Annotated in this window: 17 protein-coding genes; 14 read left to right on the top strand and 3 right to left on the bottom strand. The window is 68.1% G+C overall.

Annotation, left to right across the window (positions count from 1 at the left end):
- Positions 1–74 precede the first annotated feature (74 nt).
- Positions 75–344: a MoaD/ThiS family protein gene (locus tag ABGI63_RS16355; protein ID WP_349743393.1), complete on the top strand. Its 270-nt coding sequence runs from the start codon at positions 75–77 to the stop codon at positions 342–344.
- Between the two features lie 17 nt (positions 345–361).
- On the top strand, positions 362–1,447 hold the full coding sequence (locus ABGI63_RS16350; RefSeq protein WP_349743433.1) for a WD40/YVTN/BNR-like repeat-containing protein: 1,086 nt from the start codon (positions 362–364) through the stop codon (positions 1,445–1,447).
- Here the strand turns inward: ABGI63_RS16350 and ABGI63_RS16345 are convergent.
- Complete coding sequence (locus tag ABGI63_RS16345; RefSeq protein WP_349743392.1) at positions 1,426–2,151, bottom strand: pseudouridine synthase; 726 nt, start codon at positions 2,149–2,151, stop codon at positions 1,426–1,428. The genes ABGI63_RS16350 and ABGI63_RS16345 overlap by 22 nt on opposite strands.
- 187 nt (positions 2,152–2,338) lie before the next feature.
- Between ABGI63_RS16345 and ABGI63_RS16340 the strand changes: the two genes are divergently transcribed.
- Positions 2,339–2,470, top strand: a complete 132-nt coding sequence (locus ABGI63_RS16340) for a hypothetical protein (protein ID WP_262969680.1) — start codon at positions 2,339–2,341, stop codon at positions 2,468–2,470.
- Here the strand turns inward: ABGI63_RS16340 and ABGI63_RS16335 are convergent.
- Both ABGI63_RS16335 and ABGI63_RS16330 read right to left on the bottom strand, forming a co-directional pair.
- A complete protein-coding gene (locus tag ABGI63_RS16335) occupies positions 2,463–2,861 on the bottom strand; it encodes a YchJ family protein (RefSeq protein ID WP_349743391.1) in 399 nt (132 codons plus the stop codon). The two genes, ABGI63_RS16340 and ABGI63_RS16335, sit on opposite strands and share 8 nt — an antisense overlap.
- Before the next feature lie 5 nt (positions 2,862–2,866).
- Positions 2,867–3,820: a bifunctional helix-turn-helix transcriptional regulator/GNAT family N-acetyltransferase gene (locus ABGI63_RS16330; protein ID WP_349743390.1), complete on the bottom strand. Its 954-nt coding sequence runs from the start codon at positions 3,818–3,820 to the stop codon at positions 2,867–2,869.
- A gap of 65 nt (positions 3,821–3,885) precedes the next feature.
- Between ABGI63_RS16330 and ABGI63_RS16325 the strand changes: the two genes are divergently transcribed.
- The 11 genes from ABGI63_RS16325 to ABGI63_RS16275 all read left to right on the top strand — a co-directional run bounded on the left by ABGI63_RS16325 (position 3,886) and on the right by ABGI63_RS16275 (position 19,872).
- Entirely contained in the window at positions 3,886–6,288 is a 2,403-nt protein-coding gene (locus tag ABGI63_RS16325) for a UvrD-helicase domain-containing protein (RefSeq protein WP_349743389.1), read from the top strand.
- Positions 6,289–6,466: 178 nt separating this feature from the next.
- Positions 6,467–8,671: a PhoX family protein gene (locus tag ABGI63_RS16320; RefSeq protein ID WP_349743388.1), complete on the top strand. Its 2,205-nt coding sequence runs from the start codon at positions 6,467–6,469 to the stop codon at positions 8,669–8,671.
- A gap of 169 nt (positions 8,672–8,840) precedes the next feature.
- Positions 8,841–9,380, top strand: a complete 540-nt coding sequence (locus tag ABGI63_RS16315; RefSeq protein ID WP_349743387.1) for a sigma-70 family RNA polymerase sigma factor — start codon at positions 8,841–8,843, stop codon at positions 9,378–9,380.
- Between the two features lie 7 nt (positions 9,381–9,387).
- Positions 9,388–10,398, top strand: a complete 1,011-nt coding sequence (locus tag ABGI63_RS16310) for a FecR family protein (protein ID WP_349743386.1) — start codon at positions 9,388–9,390, stop codon at positions 10,396–10,398.
- Between the two features lie 76 nt (positions 10,399–10,474).
- The gene (locus ABGI63_RS16305; protein WP_349743385.1) at positions 10,475–12,853 is read left to right on the top strand and encodes a TonB-dependent siderophore receptor; all 2,379 of its coding nucleotides are present in this window, start codon (positions 10,475–10,477) and stop codon (positions 12,851–12,853) included.
- Positions 12,854–12,893: 40 nt separating this feature from the next.
- Entirely contained in the window at positions 12,894–14,207 is a 1,314-nt protein-coding gene (locus ABGI63_RS16300; protein WP_349743384.1) for a lysine N(6)-hydroxylase/L-ornithine N(5)-oxygenase family protein, read from the top strand.
- 14 nt (positions 14,208–14,221) lie between these two features.
- Positions 14,222–15,427 (top strand): MFS transporter, encoded by a 1,206-nt coding sequence (locus ABGI63_RS16295; protein WP_349743383.1) that lies wholly within the window; start codon positions 14,222–14,224, stop codon positions 15,425–15,427.
- A complete protein-coding gene (locus ABGI63_RS16290; RefSeq protein ID WP_349743382.1) occupies positions 15,417–16,025 on the top strand; it encodes a GNAT family N-acetyltransferase in 609 nt (202 codons plus the stop codon). Before ABGI63_RS16295 ends, ABGI63_RS16290 begins: the two co-directional genes overlap by 11 nt.
- Entirely contained in the window at positions 16,022–17,905 is a 1,884-nt protein-coding gene (locus tag ABGI63_RS16285; RefSeq protein WP_349743381.1) for an IucA/IucC family protein, read from the top strand. Before ABGI63_RS16290 ends, ABGI63_RS16285 begins: the two co-directional genes overlap by 4 nt.
- Entirely contained in the window at positions 17,902–18,639 is a 738-nt protein-coding gene (locus ABGI63_RS16280; RefSeq protein ID WP_349743380.1) for a siderophore ferric iron reductase, read from the top strand. The genes ABGI63_RS16285 and ABGI63_RS16280 overlap by 4 nt, the downstream gene beginning before the upstream one ends.
- Before the next feature lie 72 nt (positions 18,640–18,711).
- Entirely contained in the window at positions 18,712–19,872 is a 1,161-nt protein-coding gene (locus ABGI63_RS16275) for an aromatic ring-hydroxylating oxygenase subunit alpha (protein WP_349743379.1), read from the top strand.
- The last annotated feature ends 10 nt before the right edge of the window (positions 19,873–19,882 follow it).

The raw sequence follows: 19,882 nt of genomic DNA, 5'->3' as shown, positions 1-19,882 counted from the left end.
ACCGCCGCGCCGCGCTTTCTTCTAGCGATCTTCCCTGTTGCCCGGACCGGGCCATGGGCTGCACCATGCGGCCCATGGCCCGTGTTCATTTCACCCCCCAGCTGCGCCGCTTTGTCGACGCGCCCGAGGTCGAGACCGATGCCGCCAGCCTGCGCGAGGGGCTGGAGGCGGCGTTTGTGCTGAACCCGCGGCTGCGCGGCTATGTGCTGGACGAGCAGGGCCATCTGCGCGCCAATGTCACGATCTTTATCGATGGCCGGCGGCTGCGTGATCTGCAGGCCCTCAGCGACCCGCTGGGGCCGGCCAGCCAGGTCCATGTGTTTCAAGCCCTGTCCGGAGGTTAGTCGCCATGAGTCATGCCATCAGCGATCGTGCCTGGGTCGCCACCCGCAAAGGCCTGTTCGAGCTGCGCCACCGCGGCCGTCAATGGGAGATCGCCCAGATCAGCTTTCTGGCCGAGCCGGTCAGCATGGTGCTGCCGCCGCCTGCTACGACAGGTTCGGGCGGCGGGCGCATGTTCGCGGCGCTGAATCTGGGCCATTTCGGCAGCAAGCTGCAGGGCTCGGACGATGGCGGCAAGACCTGGACCGAGCTGGCCGTGCCGAGCTACCCGCCTCAGCCCGAGGGGGCCGAGGGTCCGGCCTGGAAGCTGCAACAGATCTGGTCACTGGAGCGGGCCGGCAGCACCCTGTGGGCCGGCACCAACCCCGGTGGCTTGTTCCGCAGCGATGACGAGGGCGCAAGCTGGCATCTGGTCGAGTCGCTGTGGAGCCGGCCCGAGCGCCTGGAATGGTTCGGCGGCGGTTACGACTCGCCGGGCATCCACTCGATCTGCCCCTATCCCGGCCGGCCCGAGGAGCTGCTGCTGGGCATCTCCTGTGGCGGCGCCTGGCGTACGACGGACGGCGCCGCGAACTGGGATCTGCGCGCCGCCGGCATGCGGGCGGACTTCATGCCGCCCGAGCGCCTGGACGAGCAGAACATCCAGGACCCGCACCGCATCCAGCGCTGCGCCGGCGCGCCCGAGGTGCTGTGGTGCCAGCATCACTGCGGCATCTGGCGCTCGACCGACAACGGCGCCTCCTGGCAGGAACTCAAGGCCCGGCCCTCCAGCTTCGGCTTCGCGGTCGCGGCCCATCCGCAGGACCCGGGCACGGCCTGGTTCGTGCCGGCCGTCAAGGACGAGCAGCGAGTACCGGTCGACGCCGCGCTGTGCGTGACCCGCACCCGCGACGGCGGCAAGAGCTTCGAGGTCTTGCGCGAGGGCCTGCCGCAAACCCACTGCTACGAGCTGATCTACCGCCATGGGCTGGCGGTGGATGACAGCGGCAGCCGCCTGCTGATGGGCAGCACCACCGGCGGGCTGTGGGCCAGCGATGACGCCGGCGAGCGCTGGGCCGAGGTGTCGCGCGGGTTGCCGCCTATCTACGCGCTGCGCTTCGGCTGATCAACGAGCCAGTCGCCGCGTTCGCGCAGTGTCTGCCACTCCGGCCCCGGCGGCGCCTGCAGACACAGCGCCTCGCCGCTGATGGGGTGGGTCAAGCGCAGCTCCAGCCCGTGCAGCCAGAGCCGCTGCAGACCGAGGAAGCCGGCCACCGCGCGGTTCAACGGGCCCTTGCCATGGGTGGCGTCGCCGACGATGGGGTGGGCGATGTGCTTCAGGTGGCGGCGGATCTGGTGGCGCCGGCCGCTCTCGGGATGGGCCTCGAGCAGCGCATAGCGGCTGCTCGGGAAGCGATCGTCGACGGCCAGCGGCCATTCCACCCGGGCCAGCCGCCGCCAGCCGGTGCGGGCCGCCAGCAGCTCCTGGCCGGCCGAGGCGCGCTCGGGGTCGCGCGCCAGCGCGTGATCGATCAGCCCTTCCTCGGCCGGCCAGCCCCGCACCAGGGCCAGATAGCGTTTCTTCATCGCACCGCTCTCGAAGGCCTGGCCCAGCAGCGAGGCCATCTCGCCGGAGAGCGCGAACAGCAGCAGGCCCGAGGTGCCCTTGTCCAGCCGGTGCGCGGGCCAGACAGGCCGGCCCAGCTGGTCGCGCAGCATCTGCAGCGCAAAGCGCTGCTCCTGCGCATCGAGCGCGGTGCGATGCACCAGCAGACCGGCCGGTTTGTCGATGGCGACGAGGTGTTCGTCGATGTGGAGGATCTGCAACATCAAGCGGCGTGATGGAGTTCGCGCTTGTCCCCGGCTTGCGGGGCACAAGGCATTGATTCGGGCGATAAACAGTCGCTTACTAGGATTAACCCCAAAAGGGGGGAATGACAGCGAGGAGGGTCCTCGAAAGAATTCTGTCATTGCTTGTGTTCATCATTGTTCTACCGCCCGCCTCCTGGAGTTCACCATGCCGCAAATCCTGCCCGTCGGACACCGCTCGCTGCTTGCCTCGGCCCGGGCCTGGCTGCTGCAAAAACTGGGTCGCGAGCCGGAGGCCTGGCCGCCGCGGCAGCGCGTGACCCGCTCCCTGCTCAGCTGAGCTCACCGTCCAGGTAGTACCAGGCGCCGTGCTCGCGCACGAAGCGGCTGGTTTCATGCAGGCGATGGGCGCGGCCGCCCAGCTTGCTGCGGGCGACGAACTCCACCGTCGCATGGTCGGCGTCCTGCCGCAGATGCTTTTTCACTTCCAGACCCAGCCATGTGAGCCCCGGCTCATCGGGCGCCAGCGCCGCCGGCCGGCTGTCGGCATGCCAGCTGGCCAGCAGATAGGCGCTCAGGCCGCGCACATAGGCGCTGTAGCGCGAGCGCATCAAGGCTTCGGCATCGCTTGCCTGCAGGCCCTGGCCGGCGGCAAAAGCGGCGTGCCAGCGGCCGCAGCAGTCTTGATAGTTCGAGTTCTTGCCGCAAGGGCAGCGGTCATCAGCGGCCATGCTCGTCATTCCAGATCCAGCTCCCAGGTTTCTCCGACCTGATCATGCCCGAAGCTGCGGTGGGTTTCGCTGTGCGTCAGCCGGTAGCCCTCGGCCTGGTAGATGCCGCGCGCGGCGCTGAGCCGCTGATTGGTCCACAGTGTGATGCGCCGGTAGCCGGCTTCGCGAGCAAAGCTCGTGCAGGCCTGCGCCAGCTGCTTGCCCAGGCCCAGGCCGCGCGCCTCCGGCTCGACCAGCAGCAGGCGCAGCTGGGCCACGCCGGGCCGCTCGGCACCCTGCTCGTCGCGGGCCTGGACCAGGAAGACGCAGCCCAGGCGCTGACCACCGCCGCCCTCGCGCTCGGCAATCCAGCCGCGCTCGCGCGGCGGCTGCCATTGCTCGACAAATTGCGCGGCGATGCGAGCCACCATGGCCTCGAAGCTCAGATCCCAGCCGAATTCCTGCGCATAGAGGGCGCCGTGGCGCGACACCACCCAGCCCAGATCGCCGGGCACCAGCGCACGCAGCCGGGGGCTGGTGCTGGGACCGCCCTCTAGCAGGTGCTGCACCTCGCCCATGGCCCGCAGCAGCCGCGCCTGCTGGGCGCTGTTGAGTTTGCCCAGCATCTCGGCCGTCTGCGCCTGCGAGCCCTGGTCCAAGGGCGCGAAAGCGCGCCGGCCGGCCGCCGTCAGGCTCAGCAGGCTCTGGCGCGCATCGGCCGGGTTGGCGCGGGCCTTGACCAGACCACGCTCGCGCAGGCCGCGCAGTAGGCGGCTCAGATAACCGCCGTCCAGGCGCAGCTCGCGACTCAGCTCGACGGCGCTGAGCTGGGGCTGATGCGCCAGCTCCCACAGCACGCGGGCCTCGGTCAGCGAGAACTCGCTATGGGCCAGGCCCTCGTCCAGCACGCCGATGCGGCGGGTGTAGAAACGGTTGAAGGCGCGTACGGCGCCGGCGGGCTCGGTCGGGCTTGTATCCATGGCGGCTATCATCGGCCAGATACTTGCTTTTGGCAAGTATCTGGCCGGCCAACTAGAATGCCGCGATGAGTCAGCATCCCCAAGACGAGTTGTTCGCGCCGCCGCCCGAGGCCGCCGGCGGACTGTTGAAGAACCTCAACCCCGAGCAGTACGCGGCCGTCACCGCGCCGGCCGAGCCGGCCCTGATACTGGCCGGCGCCGGTTCGGGCAAGACCCGGGTGCTGACCACCCGCATCGCCTGGCTGATGCAGACCGGCCAGGTCTCGCCCGGCGGCGTGATGGCGGTGACCTTCACGAACAAGGCCTCGAAGGAAATGCAGACGCGCTTGTCGGCGATGCTGCCGGTCAATGTGCGCGGCATGTGGATAGGCACCTTCCACGGCCTGTGCAACCGTTTCCTGCGCGCGCACTGGAAGCTGGCCGGCCTGCCGCAGGGCTTCCAGATCCTCGATTCCAGCGACACGGTCTCGGCGATCAAGCGGGTCATCAAGGCGATGAAGCTGGACGAGGAGCGCTACGTGCCCAAGCAGGTCAGCTGGTTCATCGCCGGCGCCAAGGAGGACGGGCTGCGACCCAAGGACATCGAAGCCTATGACGAGCAGATGAAGACCCAGGTCCTGATCTACCAGGCCTTCGAGGACCAGTGCGCGCGCGAGGGCGTGGTCGATTTCGCCGAGCTGATGCTGCGCTCCTATGAGCTGATGCGCGACAACCAGGCGGTGCGCGAGCACTACCAGCGCCGTTTCCAGCACATCCTGGTCGACGAGTTCCAGGACACCAACAAGCTGCAGTACGCCTGGCTGAAGATGTTCGCGCCGCCCGGTCGCGGCCAGAGCGTGCTGGCGGTCGGCGATGACGACCAGAGCATCTACGCCTTCCGCGGCGCCCGGGTCGGCAATATGGCCGACTTCGAACGCGAGTACCGGGTCAAGCGCGTCATCAAGCTGGAGCAGAACTACCGCAGCTTCGGCAACATCCTGGACTCGGCCAACGAGCTGATCAGCCGCAACACCAAGCGTCTGGGCAAGGACCTGCGTACCGATGCCGGCCCCGGCGAGCCGGTGCGGGTCTATGAGGCGGCCAGCGATTTCGCCGAGGCCCAGTGGCTGATCGAGGAGGCCCAGGCCATGCATCGCGGCGGCATCGCCCGCAAGGAAATCGCCGTGCTCTACCGCAGCAATGCGCAGTCGCGGGTGATCGAGTCGGCGCTGTTCAATGCCGGCATTCCGTACCGCGTCTACGGCGGCCTGCGATTCTTCGAGCGGGCCGAGGTGAAGCATGCGTTGAGCTATCTGCGCCTGTTGGAGAACCCGAACGACGACACCAGCTTTCTGCGCGTCGTCAATTTCCCGACCCGCGGCATCGGCGCCCGGGCGATCGAGCTCTTGCAGGACGCGGCGCGGGCCTCGGGCCGCAGCCTCTACCAGAGCGTCAGCGCGGTGGCGGGCAAGGCCGGCAGCAATCTGCAGGGCTTCACGGCCTTGATCGACTCGACCCGCAATCTGACGCAAGGCCTGACCCTGCGCGAGATCATCGAGCAGATCCTGGAAGTCTCCGGGCTCAACGAGTTCTATCGCAACGACAAGGACGGCGCCGAGCGGCTGGAGAATCTGGGCGAACTGATCAACGCGGCCGAGGCCTTCGTGACGCAGGAGGGCTTTGGCAAGGATGCGGTGGCGCTGCCGGTCGACGAACTGGCGCCCGGAGCGATCGCGCAAGGCCTGCCCGCAGCGGTGGCCCCGGCCAATTTCACGCCCGATGCCGAGACCGGCGAGATCATGTCGCCGCTGGCGGCCTTCCTGACCCATGCCTCGCTGGAGGCCGGCGACAACCAGGCTCAGGCCGGCCAGGACGCGGTGCAGCTGATGACCGTGCACTCGGCCAAGGGCCTGGAGTTCGATGCGGTCTTCATCACCGGGCTGGAAGAGGGCCTGTTCCCGCATGAGAACTCGCTGTCGGACAGCGACGGCCTGGAGGAAGAGCGGCGCCTGATGTATGTGGCGATCACGCGGGCGCGCCAGCGCCTGTATCTGTGCTTCAGCCAGACCCGCATGCTGCACGGCCAGACCCGCTACAACGTCAAGAGCCGCTTCCTCGACGAGCTGCCCGAGGCCGCGCTGAAATGGCTGACGCCGCGCAACCAGGGCTTTGGCTCGGGCTTTGCGAAGGAGTACCAGGACGCCTGGTCGCGCGGCTCGGGGCTGAAGTCCATGGTCGGCGCCGGCCGTGTCAACCACGAGAAGGCCGCCTGGGCCCAGCCGCCGGTGCCGCCCTCGATGCAGAAGAAGGAAGACAAAGAGCACGGGGGCCTGAAGGTCGGCAAGGGCGTGTTCCATACCAAGTTCGGCGAGGGTGTGCTGGTGACCCTGGAGGGCAGCGGCCAGGATGCGCGCGCCCAGGTCAACTTCGGGCGGCATGGCATGAAGTGGTTGGCCTTGAGCGTGGCCAAGCTGACGCCTATCGATTGAGGGCTGGGCGCTGGGCGCACGCGCGCTGCTTGGTCTGAGCCCCGCCTTTGCCGGCCAAGTCCGGATTGGGGCCCGCGCCGCGTCGTGCTGTCACAGTCGAGTCTTTGATATGTCACGGAATTTTCACCGGCCATGATCAGACTGCGCGGCTTCAAGCAAGCACTAGAGGCAGTCCCCCATGTCCCAAGACACCCGCTACGTCGACCCCGACGAGATCGACCACAACAACAGCGCCAATGAGAGCTTCCAGAGCGTGCTGCAGGCACGCCTGGCGCGCCGCTCCATCCTGCGCGGCGCCATCGGCAGCGCGGCAACGGCGGTGTTCGGCGGCATCACGCTGTCGGCCTGTGGCGGCGGCGACGATGATGAACCAGCACCGCTGAAGCCGCTGGAGAAGCTGGGCTTCACCGCCGTGGCCAAGAGCCTGGCCGACCAGGTGGTCGTGCCCGCCGGCTATACCGCCAGCGTGATCTATGCGCTGGGCGATCCGCTCACCGCCACCGCCACCGCCTACAAGAACGACGGCAGCGATGCCGACTTCGAGAACCGCGCCGGCGACCACCACGACGGCATGGAGTACTACGGCCTGTCCGCCGACGGCAAGCCCGATGCCAAGGCTTCGGCCCGCGGCCTGCTGGTGATGAACCATGAAGCGACCAGCCACAGCAGCAACGAGCGCGCCTCGGCCTTTGTGCATATCAACGGCGGCACCAACACGCTGCCGCGCCCGGCCGCCGAGGTGGACCGCGAAGTGCCGCTGCACGGCGTCTCGGTCGTCGAGGTCAAGAAGAACGGCGCCGCCTTCGCCTATGTGAAGGACTCGTCCTTCAACCGTCGCATCACGCCGCTGACCCCGGTCACGCTGTCCGGCCTGGCTGCCGGTTCGGGCCTGATGAAGAGCAAGTTCTCGGCCGACGGCAAGACCGCACGCGGCACCTTGAACAACTGCGGCACCGGCTCCACCCCCTGGGGCACGACGCTGACCGGCGAAGAGAACTGGGCCGGCTACTTCACCCGTGGTGCAGCGGACGATGCGGCGCGCGGCAATGACAAGAGCGTTGCCTCGCTGAAGCGCTATGGCCGCAACCAGGGCGCCGCGAGCCGCCATGGCTGGGAGACCGGCGGCGCCGACGACAAGTACGCGCGCTGGGACATCTCGAAGAAGGGCGCCTCCGCCGACGGCAGCGACGACTACCGCAACGAGCTGAACACCTTCGGCTACCTGGTCGAGATCGACCCCTACAGCAAGACCAGCGCCATCAAGAAGCGCACCAGCCTGGGCCGCTTCGCGCACGAGAGCGCGGCCTTCAGCAAGCTGGTCGAGGGCAAGCCCCTGGCCGTCTATATGGGTGACGACTCGCGCGGCGAGTACATCTACAAATGGGTGTCGGCCGCCAACTGGGCCGCCGCCGATGCCAACCCGGCCGACCGCATCGCCACCGGCGACAAGTACCTGGACGCAGGCAAGCTGTACGTCGCCAAGTTCAACGCCGACGGCACGGGCACGTGGATCGAACTGGCTATCGGCAACGCCGTGATCAAGGCCGCGACCAACTACGCCTTCGCCGACCAGGCCGATGTGGTGGTCAATGCCCGCCTGGCCGCCGACGCGGTGGGTGCCACCAAGATGGACCGCCCCGAGTGGTGCGCCAGCCACCCGGTCACCGGCGAGGTCTACTTCACGCTGACCAACAACAGCAATCGCACCGTCGCGACGACCGACGCCGCCAACCCGCGCGCCTATGACGACACCAAGGGCGCGAGCACCAAGCAGAGCGGCAATGTCAACGGCCACATCATCCGTGTGGCCGAGGTGGCCGGCGACGCGACCGCCACCGCCTTCAAGTGGGACGTCTATCTGTTCGGTGCCGAGGCCGGTGCCGACAAGGGCCTGGTCAACCTGTCCTCGCTGACCGAAGACCAGGACATGTCCAGCCCCGACGGCCTGTGGTTCAGCCGCGCCACCGGCCTGTGCTGGATCCAGACCGACGACGGCGCCTTCACCGACAAGAGCAACTGCATGATGCTGGCCGGCATCCCCGGCAGCGTCGGCGACGGTGCCAAGAAGACCCTGGCCTACACCGGCAAGAGCGTCGACACCTATGTCGGCAAGGCGCCGACGGCCGATACGCTGAAGCGCTTCCTGGTCGGCCCCGTCGACTGCGAGATCACCGGCTGCGCCGAGACGCCCGATGGCAAGGCCTTGTTCATCAACATCCAGCACCCCGGTGAGACCATCACATCGGCCACGGTGAGCGATACGAGCAAGTACCTGAGCCACTGGCCCGGCAATGCCGGCTACGGCGCCGGCGGCCCGAATGCCCGTCCGCGCTCGGCCACCATCGTGATCACCAAGAACGACGGCGGGGTGATCGGCAGCTGAGCCGCAGACATCGACTGAACTGACAAGCCCTCGGGTCGGGACCCGAGGGCTTTCTTATTTCTGTCGCTCGCTTGATTAATAATGAGAATTATTGTTAATTGCACCGGGTTCGCCGCCGCCATACCTTGACGCCCGTCTGCCAGGGCATCCGTCAATCCATGGTCGAGCCGTGTTCGAGCGCTACTACCAAGAACTGTTGAATTTCTGCACCCGTGCCTTGCGCGACCGCGAGGCCGCAGCCGATCTGGTGCAGGAAAGCTATGCCCGGGTGCTGGCCCTCCAGCAGTCCGGCCAGCCGGTGCCCGAGCCGCGTGCCTTGCTCTACCGCACGGCGCGCAATCTGCAGATTGACCAGCACCGGCGCGGCGCGGTGCGCGCCGAGCTGAGCAGCACAGGGCAGGCCGTGGACGAGGCCGACGAACCGATGAGGGAGTTCGCCGCGCCGACGGCCTGCGAGCCCGAGACGGTGCTGGCCTCGGGCCAGGCGGTCGAGGCCTTGCTGGCCACCATCGAGGGCCTGCCGCTGCGCTGCCGCGAGGCCTTTGTGCTGCACAAGTTCGACGGCCTGCCTCACGCCGAGGTGGCGCAGCGCATGGGCATCTCGCGCAAGATGGTGGAGCAGCATATTGCACTGGCCCTGCAGGCCTGCCGGCGCTGCCGCGAGGGCCAGGACTTGCGTACCAAGGCGCCGCCGAAGAAAAGTCGATGAGAACGTGATGAGCACCGAGCTGCCAGCCTACTCGCCAGCCGATCCGCCGCTGGCCGAGATCGAGCGTCTTGCCCTGCACTGGTTCGTGCGCTGCGCCGGCGGCACGCCGCTGGACGCGGCCGAGCGGGCCGCCTTGCAGGCCTGGCTGGCGGCCGATGCCGCCCATGCGGCGGCGCTGGCGCGCTGGCAGGGCGAATGGCGCTCGCTCGATGCCCTGCCGAGCGCCGGGGTGCAGCGCCTGCGTCGCCAGCTGGCCGGCGAGTGCGGCACGCGCAGGCATGAGCAGCGGCAGCGATGGGCGGGGGCCTTGTTGGCCGGCCTGCTGATGGCCGGCAGCTGGCTGGGCTGGGCCTGGTGGCAGGCGCCGGTGTTTGCCCAGCAGTTCGTCACCGCGCGCGGCCAGCAGCTCGAGGTCAGCCTGCCCGACGGCAGCCAGCTGCGCCTGGACAGTGGCTCACGGGCCGAGGTGGCCCTGTACCGATCGCGCCGCGAGGTGCGCCTGCCCGAGGGGCAGACGGTTTTCGAGGTCAAGGGCGATGCGGCGCGGCCGTTCGAGGTGCTGGCCGGGCCACTGCGCATCACCGTGGTCGGTACCCGCTTCGCGGTGCGCCACACACCGGGCCTGCCGGGCCATGGCGGCGCGAGCGTCGCGGTCGAGGAGGGGCGCGTGCAACTGAGCGCGCGGCAGGGGCCGACGCTGGAGCTGAGGGCCGGTCAGCAGATTGCCAGCGATGCCACCGGCCGGCTCGGGCCGGTCAGCGTCGTCGCGGCGGCCGGCATCGCGCCCTGGCGCGAGCACCGGCTGAGCGTTGTCGACATGCCGCTGTCCGCCGTGCTGGCCGAGTTCGAGCGCTACGGCCCGGTGCCCTGGGTGCTGCGCGACCCGGCCGTTGCGGCGCTGCGCGTCAGCGGCAGCTTCGATCTGCGGCGCTTCGAGACCTTCGGCCGCGTCCTGCCCCAGGTGCTGGCGGTGCGCCTGCGCGAGCAGGGTGGCGTCGTCGAGATCGTCGCACGCTGAAAAAAGAAAGTTGCGGATCGACCTGGGGTGCCGGGCGCTTGCTGCGTCTACATGAGAAGAATTCTTATTCAATCTCATGGCAACGACATTCCTTCGACGACTCCCACTCCCTTCCGCCTCGCTGGCCTTGCTGCTGGCCACCGCCGGGGTGCATGCTCAGCCGGCCGCCGAGGCGTCTGGCACGGCGCAGATCCGCATGGCGGCTCAGCCGCTGGCGAGCGCGCTCAACGAGCTGGCCCGTCAGACCGGACTGGAGTTGATGGTGCAGGCCGAGCTGGTGGCGGGCAAATCGGCGCCGGCCGTATCCGGACGGCTGACACCGCAGCAGGCGCTGGATCGCTTGCTGGCCGGCAGCGGGCTGAGCGCCGTCATCGATGGCCGGGCGGTCATCGTCAGGGCTGCGGTCTCGCCGGCCTTGCCGCTCGTGCGTGCGCGGGCCGAGCGGGCGGCCGCTGCGGGGGGCGAGGGCGGCCCTCTCGTCGAGCGAAGTCCCGCGGGCAGCAAGACCGACACGCTGTTGCTGGAGATGCCGCAATCGATCTCGGTCGTCGCCAGGCAGCAGCTTGAGGACCAGAAACCGCGTGCGGTGCCGGAGGCGCTGAACTACACACCCGGCACCTTCACCGGCCTGGTCGGCGCGTCGAACCGCTACGACTATGTGGCGCTGCGCGGCTTCAAGGACAGCAGCGTCGACAGCACGCTGCTGGACGGGCTGCGCCTGCTCAGCGACCAGGGCAGCTACACCTCGATGCAGGTCGACCCCTTCTTCCTGGAGCGCATCGACGTCGTGCGCGGCCCGGCCTCGGTGCTCTACGGCCGGGCCTCGCCGGGCGGGGTCGTCGCGCTGACCAGCATGACGCCGCAGTTCCAGCCCCAGCGCGAGCTGGAGATCACGCTGGGCAACCGCGGCCGCGTCGAGGCCGGTTTCAATCTGACCGGGCCGCTCGACGCGCAGGGCGTGGCCGCCTACCGCCTGATGGGGCTGGCGCGCGGCCTGGATTCGCAGTTCCAGCATGTCAAGGAGCAGCGCCAGGCCATTGCACCCTCGCTGGCCCTCAATCTCTCCAAGGACACGGTGCTGCTGCTGCAGGCCTATTTCCAGCACGACCCGCAGGGCAGCTATCACAGCGGCGTGCCGGTCGATGCCAGCCTGACGACGGCGCACAACGGCCGGCGCATCTCGCGCCACTTCTTCGATGGCGATCCCAGCGTCGAGCAGTACCGCCGCACCCAGCGCTTCCTCGGTTACCAGCTGGAGCATCACTTCAACCCGCAATGGAAGTTCCGCCAGCATCTGCGCCATGTGACGGCCGACACGACCTTGCGCCAGGTCTATGGCTATGGCTGGGCCGGCCCCGACACGCTGACCCGCTACTACTCCGGCGCCGACGAGTCGACCCGCGGCCACACGGTCGACAACCAGCTCGAAGGGCAGCTCGAGACCGGCCGGGTCAAGCACACCGTGGTGGCCGGGCTGGACTACCAGAAGCGCCGCGTCGACGGCCGCTGGTCCTGGGGCAATGCCACCCCGATCAATGTCTTCACGCCCAGCTATGGCAACCCGGGCCTCAGCGATCTGGGCGGCGCGGACATCGATCGACGCCTGGAGCAGACCGGCGTCTACCTGCAGGACCAGATGGCGCTGGGCGCCTGGCGCCTGACCCTGGGCGGGCGCCACGACCGCGCCAGCGCCGCTAACCTGATGGGCACCGGCAGTCCGGCGCAATGGCGGGGCTCCAAATTCACCAAGCGGGCCGGCGCCGTCTATCTGTTCGACAACGGCCTGGCGCCGTACATGAGCTACTCGGACGGCTTCAACCCGGGCGTGCGCAATGACGAGGCCGGCCAGATCCTGCCGCCGGCCGAGTCGCGGCAGGTCGAGCTGGGCCTGCGCTACCAGCCGGCGAACTCTGCCACGCTGCTGTCGGCGGCGGTCTACGAGCTGAGCCAGGACAAGGTGGCAACGCGGCCGGTCGGCAAGTACTACGACGTGCCGGCCGGCAAGGTGCGCTCGCGCGGCGTGGAACTGGAGGCGCGCGCCGCGCTGAGCGCGCAGCTGTCGCTGCAGGCCAGCTACACCTTCACCGACATGAGCTATGTGAAGTCGGCCTCGGGCCACACCGGCAACACGCCTTACCAGGCACCGCGCCATATGGCCTCGGTCTGGGCCGACTGGCGCTTCGCGCCCGGCTATGCGCTGGGGGCGGGCCTGCGCCATGTCGGCAGCAGCTGGGGCGACGACGACAACAGCTTCAAGGCCCAGCCCTACACCCTGGTCGATCTGATGCTGCGCGTCGACCTGCAGCAGCTCAGCCCGGCGCTGAAGGGCAGCAGCCTGCGCGTGGCCGCCAACAACCTGTTCGACAAGAGCTATGTGGCCTCCTGCTACGGCCAGGCCTATTGCTACTGGGGCGATGCGCGCAGCCTGGTCGCGACGTTGGCTTATCGCTGGTAAGGCACCGGCGGCTGTTTTGCTAAGCGGGAGTGGGAGTGCCATGAAGAACACCAATGTCCATGCCTTCGTCGCGATCGGGCTCGGGCCCTTCAACCTGAGCCTGGCCTGTCTGGCCGAGCCCATCGCCGAGCTCGACGGCCTGTTCCTGGAGCGCAATACCGAGTTCAGCTGGCACCCCGGCATGCTGATCGACAGCTGTACCTTGCAGAACCCCTTTCTGGCCGATCTGGTCAGCCTGGCGGACCCGAAGAGCCCGTTCAGCTTTCTGAACTATTGCAAGGAGGAGGGCAAGCTCTATGCCTACTACTTCCGCGAGAACTTTTACCTGACGCGTGCCGAGTACAACGACTACTGCCGCTGGGCCGCGGCGCGGCTGAGCAAGGTGCGCTTCGGTCATGAGGTGCAGGAGCTGGTCTATGACAGCCAGGCCGGCTGCTATGTGATCACCGGCGTGCAGGGCGAGCGGCGCGAGCCTTTTGTGCTGCGGGCTCGCAAGCTGGTGCTGGGCGTCGGCTCCAAGCCCTTGCTGCCGGCATTCTGCGAACCGCGCGAGCACCGCTGGCTGCACAGCGCTGACTACATCGCCCACAAGGACTGGCTGCAGCGCAAGCGCTCCATCACCATCGTCGGCAGCGGCCAGAGCGCGGCCGAGGTCTATCACGATCTGCTGAAGGAGGCCGATGCGCACGAGTACCGGTTGACCTGGATCACGCGCTCGCCGCGCTTCTTCCAGATGGAGACCACCAAGCTGACCTTGGAGATGTTCTCGCCCGACTACATCGACTACTTCTACCAGCTCGACGAGCGCAAGAAGGAGCGCATCGTGCGCACCCAGGACAGCCTCTACAAGGGCGTCAACGCCAGCCTGATCAACCAGATCTACGACCTGCTCGACGACCGGCGCAAGCGCGGCGTGCCGCTGCGCAGCCATCTGATCGCCAACTGCGAGCTGCAGGGCTGCCGCTACGAGGCCGACAGCTACGCGCTGGAGTTCCGCCAGCTTGACTGCGAGACGCGTTATGCGCATCGCTGCGAAGGCCTGGTGTTCGCGACCGGCTACCGCGAGAACATCCCGCCCTTCGTCGACGGCATTCGCGCACGCCTGCGCTGGGACGAGCAGGGCCGCTACCGCCTGGCGCGCAACTACGCCGCCGATCTGAACGGCAACGAGATCTTTGTGCAGAACGCCGGCCAGCACACCCATGGCATGACCAATCAGGACCTGGGCATGAGCTGCTACCGCAATTCCTACATCCTGCGCGAGCTGACCGGTGTCGAGCATTACAAGATCGAGCGACGCGTCGCGATCCAGGATTTCGCGGTGCCGGTCGGCGCCGATTTCGTGCGGCTGTAAGCCAGGACCCCGCCATGAGCCTGCGCCTGCACATCCTGACGATGACGCTGTTGGCCGTCATCAGCGATGCCATCCTGATTCCGTTCTACCCGCAGTTCTTCAGCGCCCGCTACGGGCTGGACGACCCGGTCCATGCCGGTGCCTATGTGGCGGCGATCTCGGTCGCGGTGATGGCGACCTTGCCGCTGTGGGCGCGCGTCGCGCGCCGTATCGAGCCGCTGCGCCTGCTGGTCTACACGCAGTGCGCGGCCGGCTGCTTCAGCCTGCTGTGCGACCGGGCGCCCGACGTGCCCAGCTTCTGGCTGCTGTCGATGCTGATGTTCATGTGCAAGAGCAGCTATCTGCTGATGTACCCCTATCTGATGCGGCTGACGCCCAAGGACCAGCATGCGGCGACGATAGGCATGCTGTCGGTGATCGTGCATTTCGGTGCCATCTTCGGTGCCGTGGTCGGCGGCTTCGTGCTGCAAAGCTGGGGGCCGCGTGCCGGCATCTATGCGATGGCGGCCGGCGACTTCTTTCAGATGGCGGTCTGCATCCACCTGATACGCAGTGGCAAGATCGTGCCGGTCAACGGCAGCGTCGACGCAGCGGCGCCGCCCACGGCGCAAGCGCGCTGGGACTGGCGCGCCCGCCTGCCCGTCCTGCGGCTGGCCCTGGTGATGCTGATGTTCGACTTCAGCGCCTACCTGATACGCCCGTTCTTCGCGCTGTACTGGCAACGCGCCAGCGGCAATCCCAGCGAGCTGCTGTCGGGCGCGGCCTTCGCAATTCCCGGTGCTGTCGCACTGCTGGCGCTGTGGCTGCAGGCCCGCATCCGCGCGCGCGGCGGCAGGCAGCCCGATCACACGCTGGGCAATCTGCTGCTGGGCGCTGCCGGCCTGCTGCTGCAGGCCGCACCGGAGCCGTTGTTGATCGTGCTGGGACGGGTGCTGTACGGCTGGTCGCTGTTCCAGATCATCGTCAAGCTGGAGGTGAACCTGTTCCGCCTGTCGACGCCGCGGCGCTATGCGCAGGACTACAGCATCACCAATTTCTTCCAGAACCTGGGCGTGCTGCTGTCCTCGTTCGCGGCCGGCGCCATCGTCGAGCGACACGGCCTGGCCCTGCCGTTCATGCTGGCGGCCGGCGGTTTCGTGCTGACCGCGCTGCTGGACCGCTGCATCCTGCGCGTGCCCAGTGCCAGCCCCGGCGCGGAGGTGCCCGCCCATGCCGGCTGATGCCCAGCACCGCCGCGCCGACGCGGTCCGGCGGCCCTATCGCGATGCTGACGGCTTCGTCTTCGAGTTGCTGCGCCTGCCCGAGGACATCGCGCTGCTGCACCGCTGGTTCACCGAGCCGCGGGCCGCGTTCTGGCTGATGCAGGACAAGAGCGCGGACGAGGTGGAGCGGATCTACCGGGCGCTGATGGACTCGGGCCATGCCAGCGCCTACCTGGTCCGGCATCACGGGCTGCCGGCCTTCTTGGCCGAATGCTACGACCCGGCGCACGACCGCATCCGCGAGTTCTATCCGGTGCAGCCGGGCGACCTGGGCATGCACATCTTCGTCGGCCCGCCCGCGCAGCGGCGCATTGCCGGCTTCTCGCGCGCCGCCTTCCATGCGCTGATGCGCTTCATGTTCGTGCATCTGGGCGCGCGGCGCATCGCCGTCGAGCCCGATGCCGGCAACCACAAGATCCATGCGCTGAACCGCTCGGCCGGCTTCGTCTACGAGCGCGATGTCGTCTTCACCGAAAAGATCGCCAGCCTCGCCTTCTGCACCAGGCGGGATTTTGAACAGGCCACGGCCACCATCCAGGAGCAAGTCCCCCCATGAATCTCGACATCGCCACTCTCAGCGAGCGACCGGCTGCGGTTGCCGCCCATCTGACGCCGGAGGTCTGGGCCCAGGCCAATCGATTGCTGCTGCGCAAGGCGCTGGCCGAGTATGCCCACGAGCTGATCATCGAACCCGAGCCGCTGGAGCCGCTGCAGGCGCAACCGGGCCTGTTCGCGGCCTACCGCGTACGGTCCGACGACGGCAGCGTCAGCTACCAGTTCCAGGCCCGGCGCCTGGCGCTGCGCCATTGGTACATCGATCCGGTCTCGATCCATCGGCTGGTCGACGGCGTCGAGCGGCCGCTCGATGCGCTGCAGTTCATCATCGAGTGCCGCCAGCGCCTGGGTATCCGCGAGGAGCTGCTGCCGATCTATCTGGATGAGATCAGCAGCACCTTGTTCGGCAGCGCTTACAAGCGCAGCAAGGCCGATGCCCCCGACAGTGCTGTGCTGGCCGAGACCGAGGACTTCCAGCTGATCGAGGCGGCGATGATCGAAGGCCATCCCGGCTTCGTCGCCAACAACGGCCGGCTGGGTTTCAATGCGATCGACTACCGCGCCTATGCGCCCGAGGCCGGCGCGGCGATCCGCGTGATCTGGCTGGCGGTGCACAAAAGCCATGCGGCCTTCGCCAGCATTTCCTCGCTCAGCTACGAGCAGCTGCTGGCCGAGGAGCTGGGTGAGGCGACGGTCGAGGGCTTCCGTCGCCAGCTGCGCGAGCTGGGCCTGGCACCGCAGGACTACTGGTTCATGCCGGCCCACCCCTGGCAATGGTTCAACAAGCTGTCGATCGCCTTTGCCGGCTATGTGGCGCAGCGCAAGATCGTCTGCCTGGACTACAGCGCCGACCGCTACACGGCCCAGCAGTCGATCCGCACCTTCTTCAATGCCTCGGACCGCAGCAAGCGCTATGTGAAGACCTCGCTGTCCATTCTGAACATGGGCTTTATGCGCGGGTTGTCGCCGTACTACATGTCGGGCACACCGGCCATCAACGAATACCTGAAGCAGTTGGTCGACGACGACCCGGTGCTGCGCGCCAACGGCTTCACCCTGCTGCGCGAGGTTGCGTCGATCGGTTTTCGCAACTTCTACTACGAGGCCGCGATCCCGGCGGACACGCCCTACAAGAAGATGTTCTCGGCGCTCTGGCGCGAGAGCCCGCTGCCCTTGCTGCAGCCGGGCGAGCGTTTGATGACGATGGCCGCGCTGCTGCATGTCGACAAGGAGGGGCAGGCCTTGCTGCCGCTGCTGATCGAGCGCTCGGGCCTGGATACGGCGACCTGGCTGCGCCGCTATCTGCGCGCCTATCTGACGCCGCTGCTGCATTGCTTCTACAGGTATGAGCTGAGCTTCATGCCGCACGGCGAGAACCTGATCCTGGTGCTGGACGGCCATGTGCCGGTGCGCGCCATCATGAAGGACATCGCCGAGGAGTGCGCCATTCTCGACATCTCGGTCAAGGCCAGCCTGCCCGAGCGCGTCGAACGCCTGGCGGTCGAGGTGCCGGATGACTTCAAGCTGCTCGGCATCTTCATCGATGTGTTCGACGGCGTGCTGCGCCACGTCAACCAGTTGCTGGTCGAGTACGGCTGCTGCGAGGAGGACGACTTCTGGCGCGCGGTGGCCGATTGCGTGTCCGACTACCAGGACTCGCAGCCCCAGCTGGCCGCCCAGTTCGCGTGCTACGACATGTTCATGCCGGAGTTCCTGCATTCCTGCCTGAATCGCCTGCAGCTGGGTAACAACGTGCAGATGGTGAATCTGGCCGATCCGGCCTCCAGCCTCAAGATGGCCGGCCATCTGCGCAATCCGATCGCTCCGTTCCGTCGTGCAGCGGCGGCCGCGGCACCGGTCGTGGCGGAAAGTCTGGTGTGAGCAATCCCGAGCTCGGCCGCTTGCTGGGGCTGGCGGAGCAGCTGGTGCCGGGCTTGCGTGCTGCCCAGGGTGAGCTCGCGCCCGCCGGGGCGCTGCGCCTGGAGGACGCTGAGTCCTTCGAAGCCCTGTGCCGCCACTGGGCGCTGGCCTATCCCGAGGCCGGCCCGCACTACCTGGCGCTGCGCTGCTGGGGGCTGGCGATCTGGCAGCCCGTCTATCTGAGCGTGATCGCCGCGCACCTGGGCAGCGCCGTGCCATGCCTGGGCGGCCTGGCCCAGCCGGTAGCACAGGGCTTTCCGAACGCGTTGCTGCTGCCGCCGCATGCGCCGCGAGCCGCGCCCACGCTGGCTCAGCGCATCGGCCTGGCGGCCGAGGAGCTGCGCGCGCTCTGCCAGGCCACGCGTGCCGCGCTGGCGGCCTCGGTGAGCCTGCATGCGCGCGCCGCTGAGCGTCTGCAGGCGGAATGCGTGCTGGGCGCCTTGCTGTGCCTTCAACGCGCCCGGCCGGCGCTGGCCGATCTCGAAGCGCTGGGCGCGCAGTGGCTGGCCCAGCTAGGCATTGCCGGCGGCTGCGGCTTCTTCGCCTACCGCGCGCGCGACGGCACCGCCGCGCTGGCGCTGGATCGCAAGGTCTGCTGCCACTACTTCCGCCGCCGCGACGGCGAGTACTGCAGCACCTGCCCCAAGCTCTCGCGCGACGCGCGCATCGGCCGCCTGCAGGCCGAACCCGCCTAGACCGGGCGCATTTCTGTCGCGCAACACCAGCGCCGGCACGCGCCGGCGCGCGGCCCATGCCTGGAGAATCCGATGAACAATGTTGTCGCCCGTCTGGCGAACTTGCAGCGGGTCAGCGGCCCTCAACTCCCTGTCAACGCCTACTTCGATGCCGCGCTGTTCGCGCGCGAGCAGGAGCTGATCTTCGGCCAGTCTGCCCGCTATATCGGGCACGAGAAGGCGGTGCCAGAAATCGGCGACTGGCGTCGCCTGGCACAGGAGGGTGGTGGCCGTGTACTGCTGCGCCATGGTCAGGGCGTCGAGCTGCTGTCCAATGTCTGCCGGCATCGCCAGGCCCTGATGCTGGGCGGCAGCGCCGCAGACGTGGCGGGCCCGGCGCATGGCAGCGGGAATCTGGGCGCCTCGGGCGGCCACATCGTCTGCCCGCTGCATCGCTGGACCTATGACGAACGCGGCGCGCTGCTGGGCGCGCCGCAGTTCGACGCCAAGCCCTGCAAGAACCTGCAGCGTTTCCCGCTGCGCCATTGCCATGGCCTGCTGTTCGAGGGGCTGCGCGAGCCGGCCCAGGACATGGCGGCGCTGTTCGCGCGGCCCGAGTTCGACTTCTCCGACTACGTGCTGGCCCATGTCGAGGTCCATGCCTGCCGCTACAACTGGAAGACCTTCATCGAGGTCTATCTGGAGGACTACCATGTCGCGCCCTTCCACCCGGGCCTGGGCGGCTTCGTCAGCTGCGCCGATCTGCAGTGGGAGTTCGCCGACTGGTACAGCATGCAGCGGGTCGGTGTGCACCAGGCGCTGGGCGTGCCCGGGTCGGAGATCTACCGCGACTGGCACGAGCGCCTGCTCGGCTATCGAGGCGGCAGTGCGCCGGACTTCGGCGCGATCTGGGTGACCTATTTCCCGACCCATATGATCGAGCTCTACCCCCATGTGCTGGTGCTGTCGACGCTGTATCCCCAAGGTCCGCAGGACACGCTCAATGTGGTGGAGTTCTACTATCCCGAGGAGATCGCCGCCTTCGAGCCCGAGTTCGTCCAAGCGCATCGCGCCGCCTATATGGAGACGGCCCGCGAGGACGACGAGATCGGCGAGCGCATGGACGCCGGGCGGCGGGCGCTGCTGGCGCGCGGGGTCTCGGAAACCGGCCCCTATCAGTCGCCGCTGGAGGACGGTATGCAGCACTTCCACCAGTGGTACCGGCGCCTGATGGGCAGCCGCCTGGCGGCCTGACGAGGCCCGG

This window comes from Roseateles cavernae (assembly GCF_040187885.1).
GTDB lineage: Bacteria > Pseudomonadota > Gammaproteobacteria > Burkholderiales > Burkholderiaceae_C > Roseateles_E > Roseateles_E cavernae.
The sequence above is the reverse complement of the archived record's forward strand: the minus strand, read 5'-3'. Positions and strand labels throughout refer to the sequence as shown.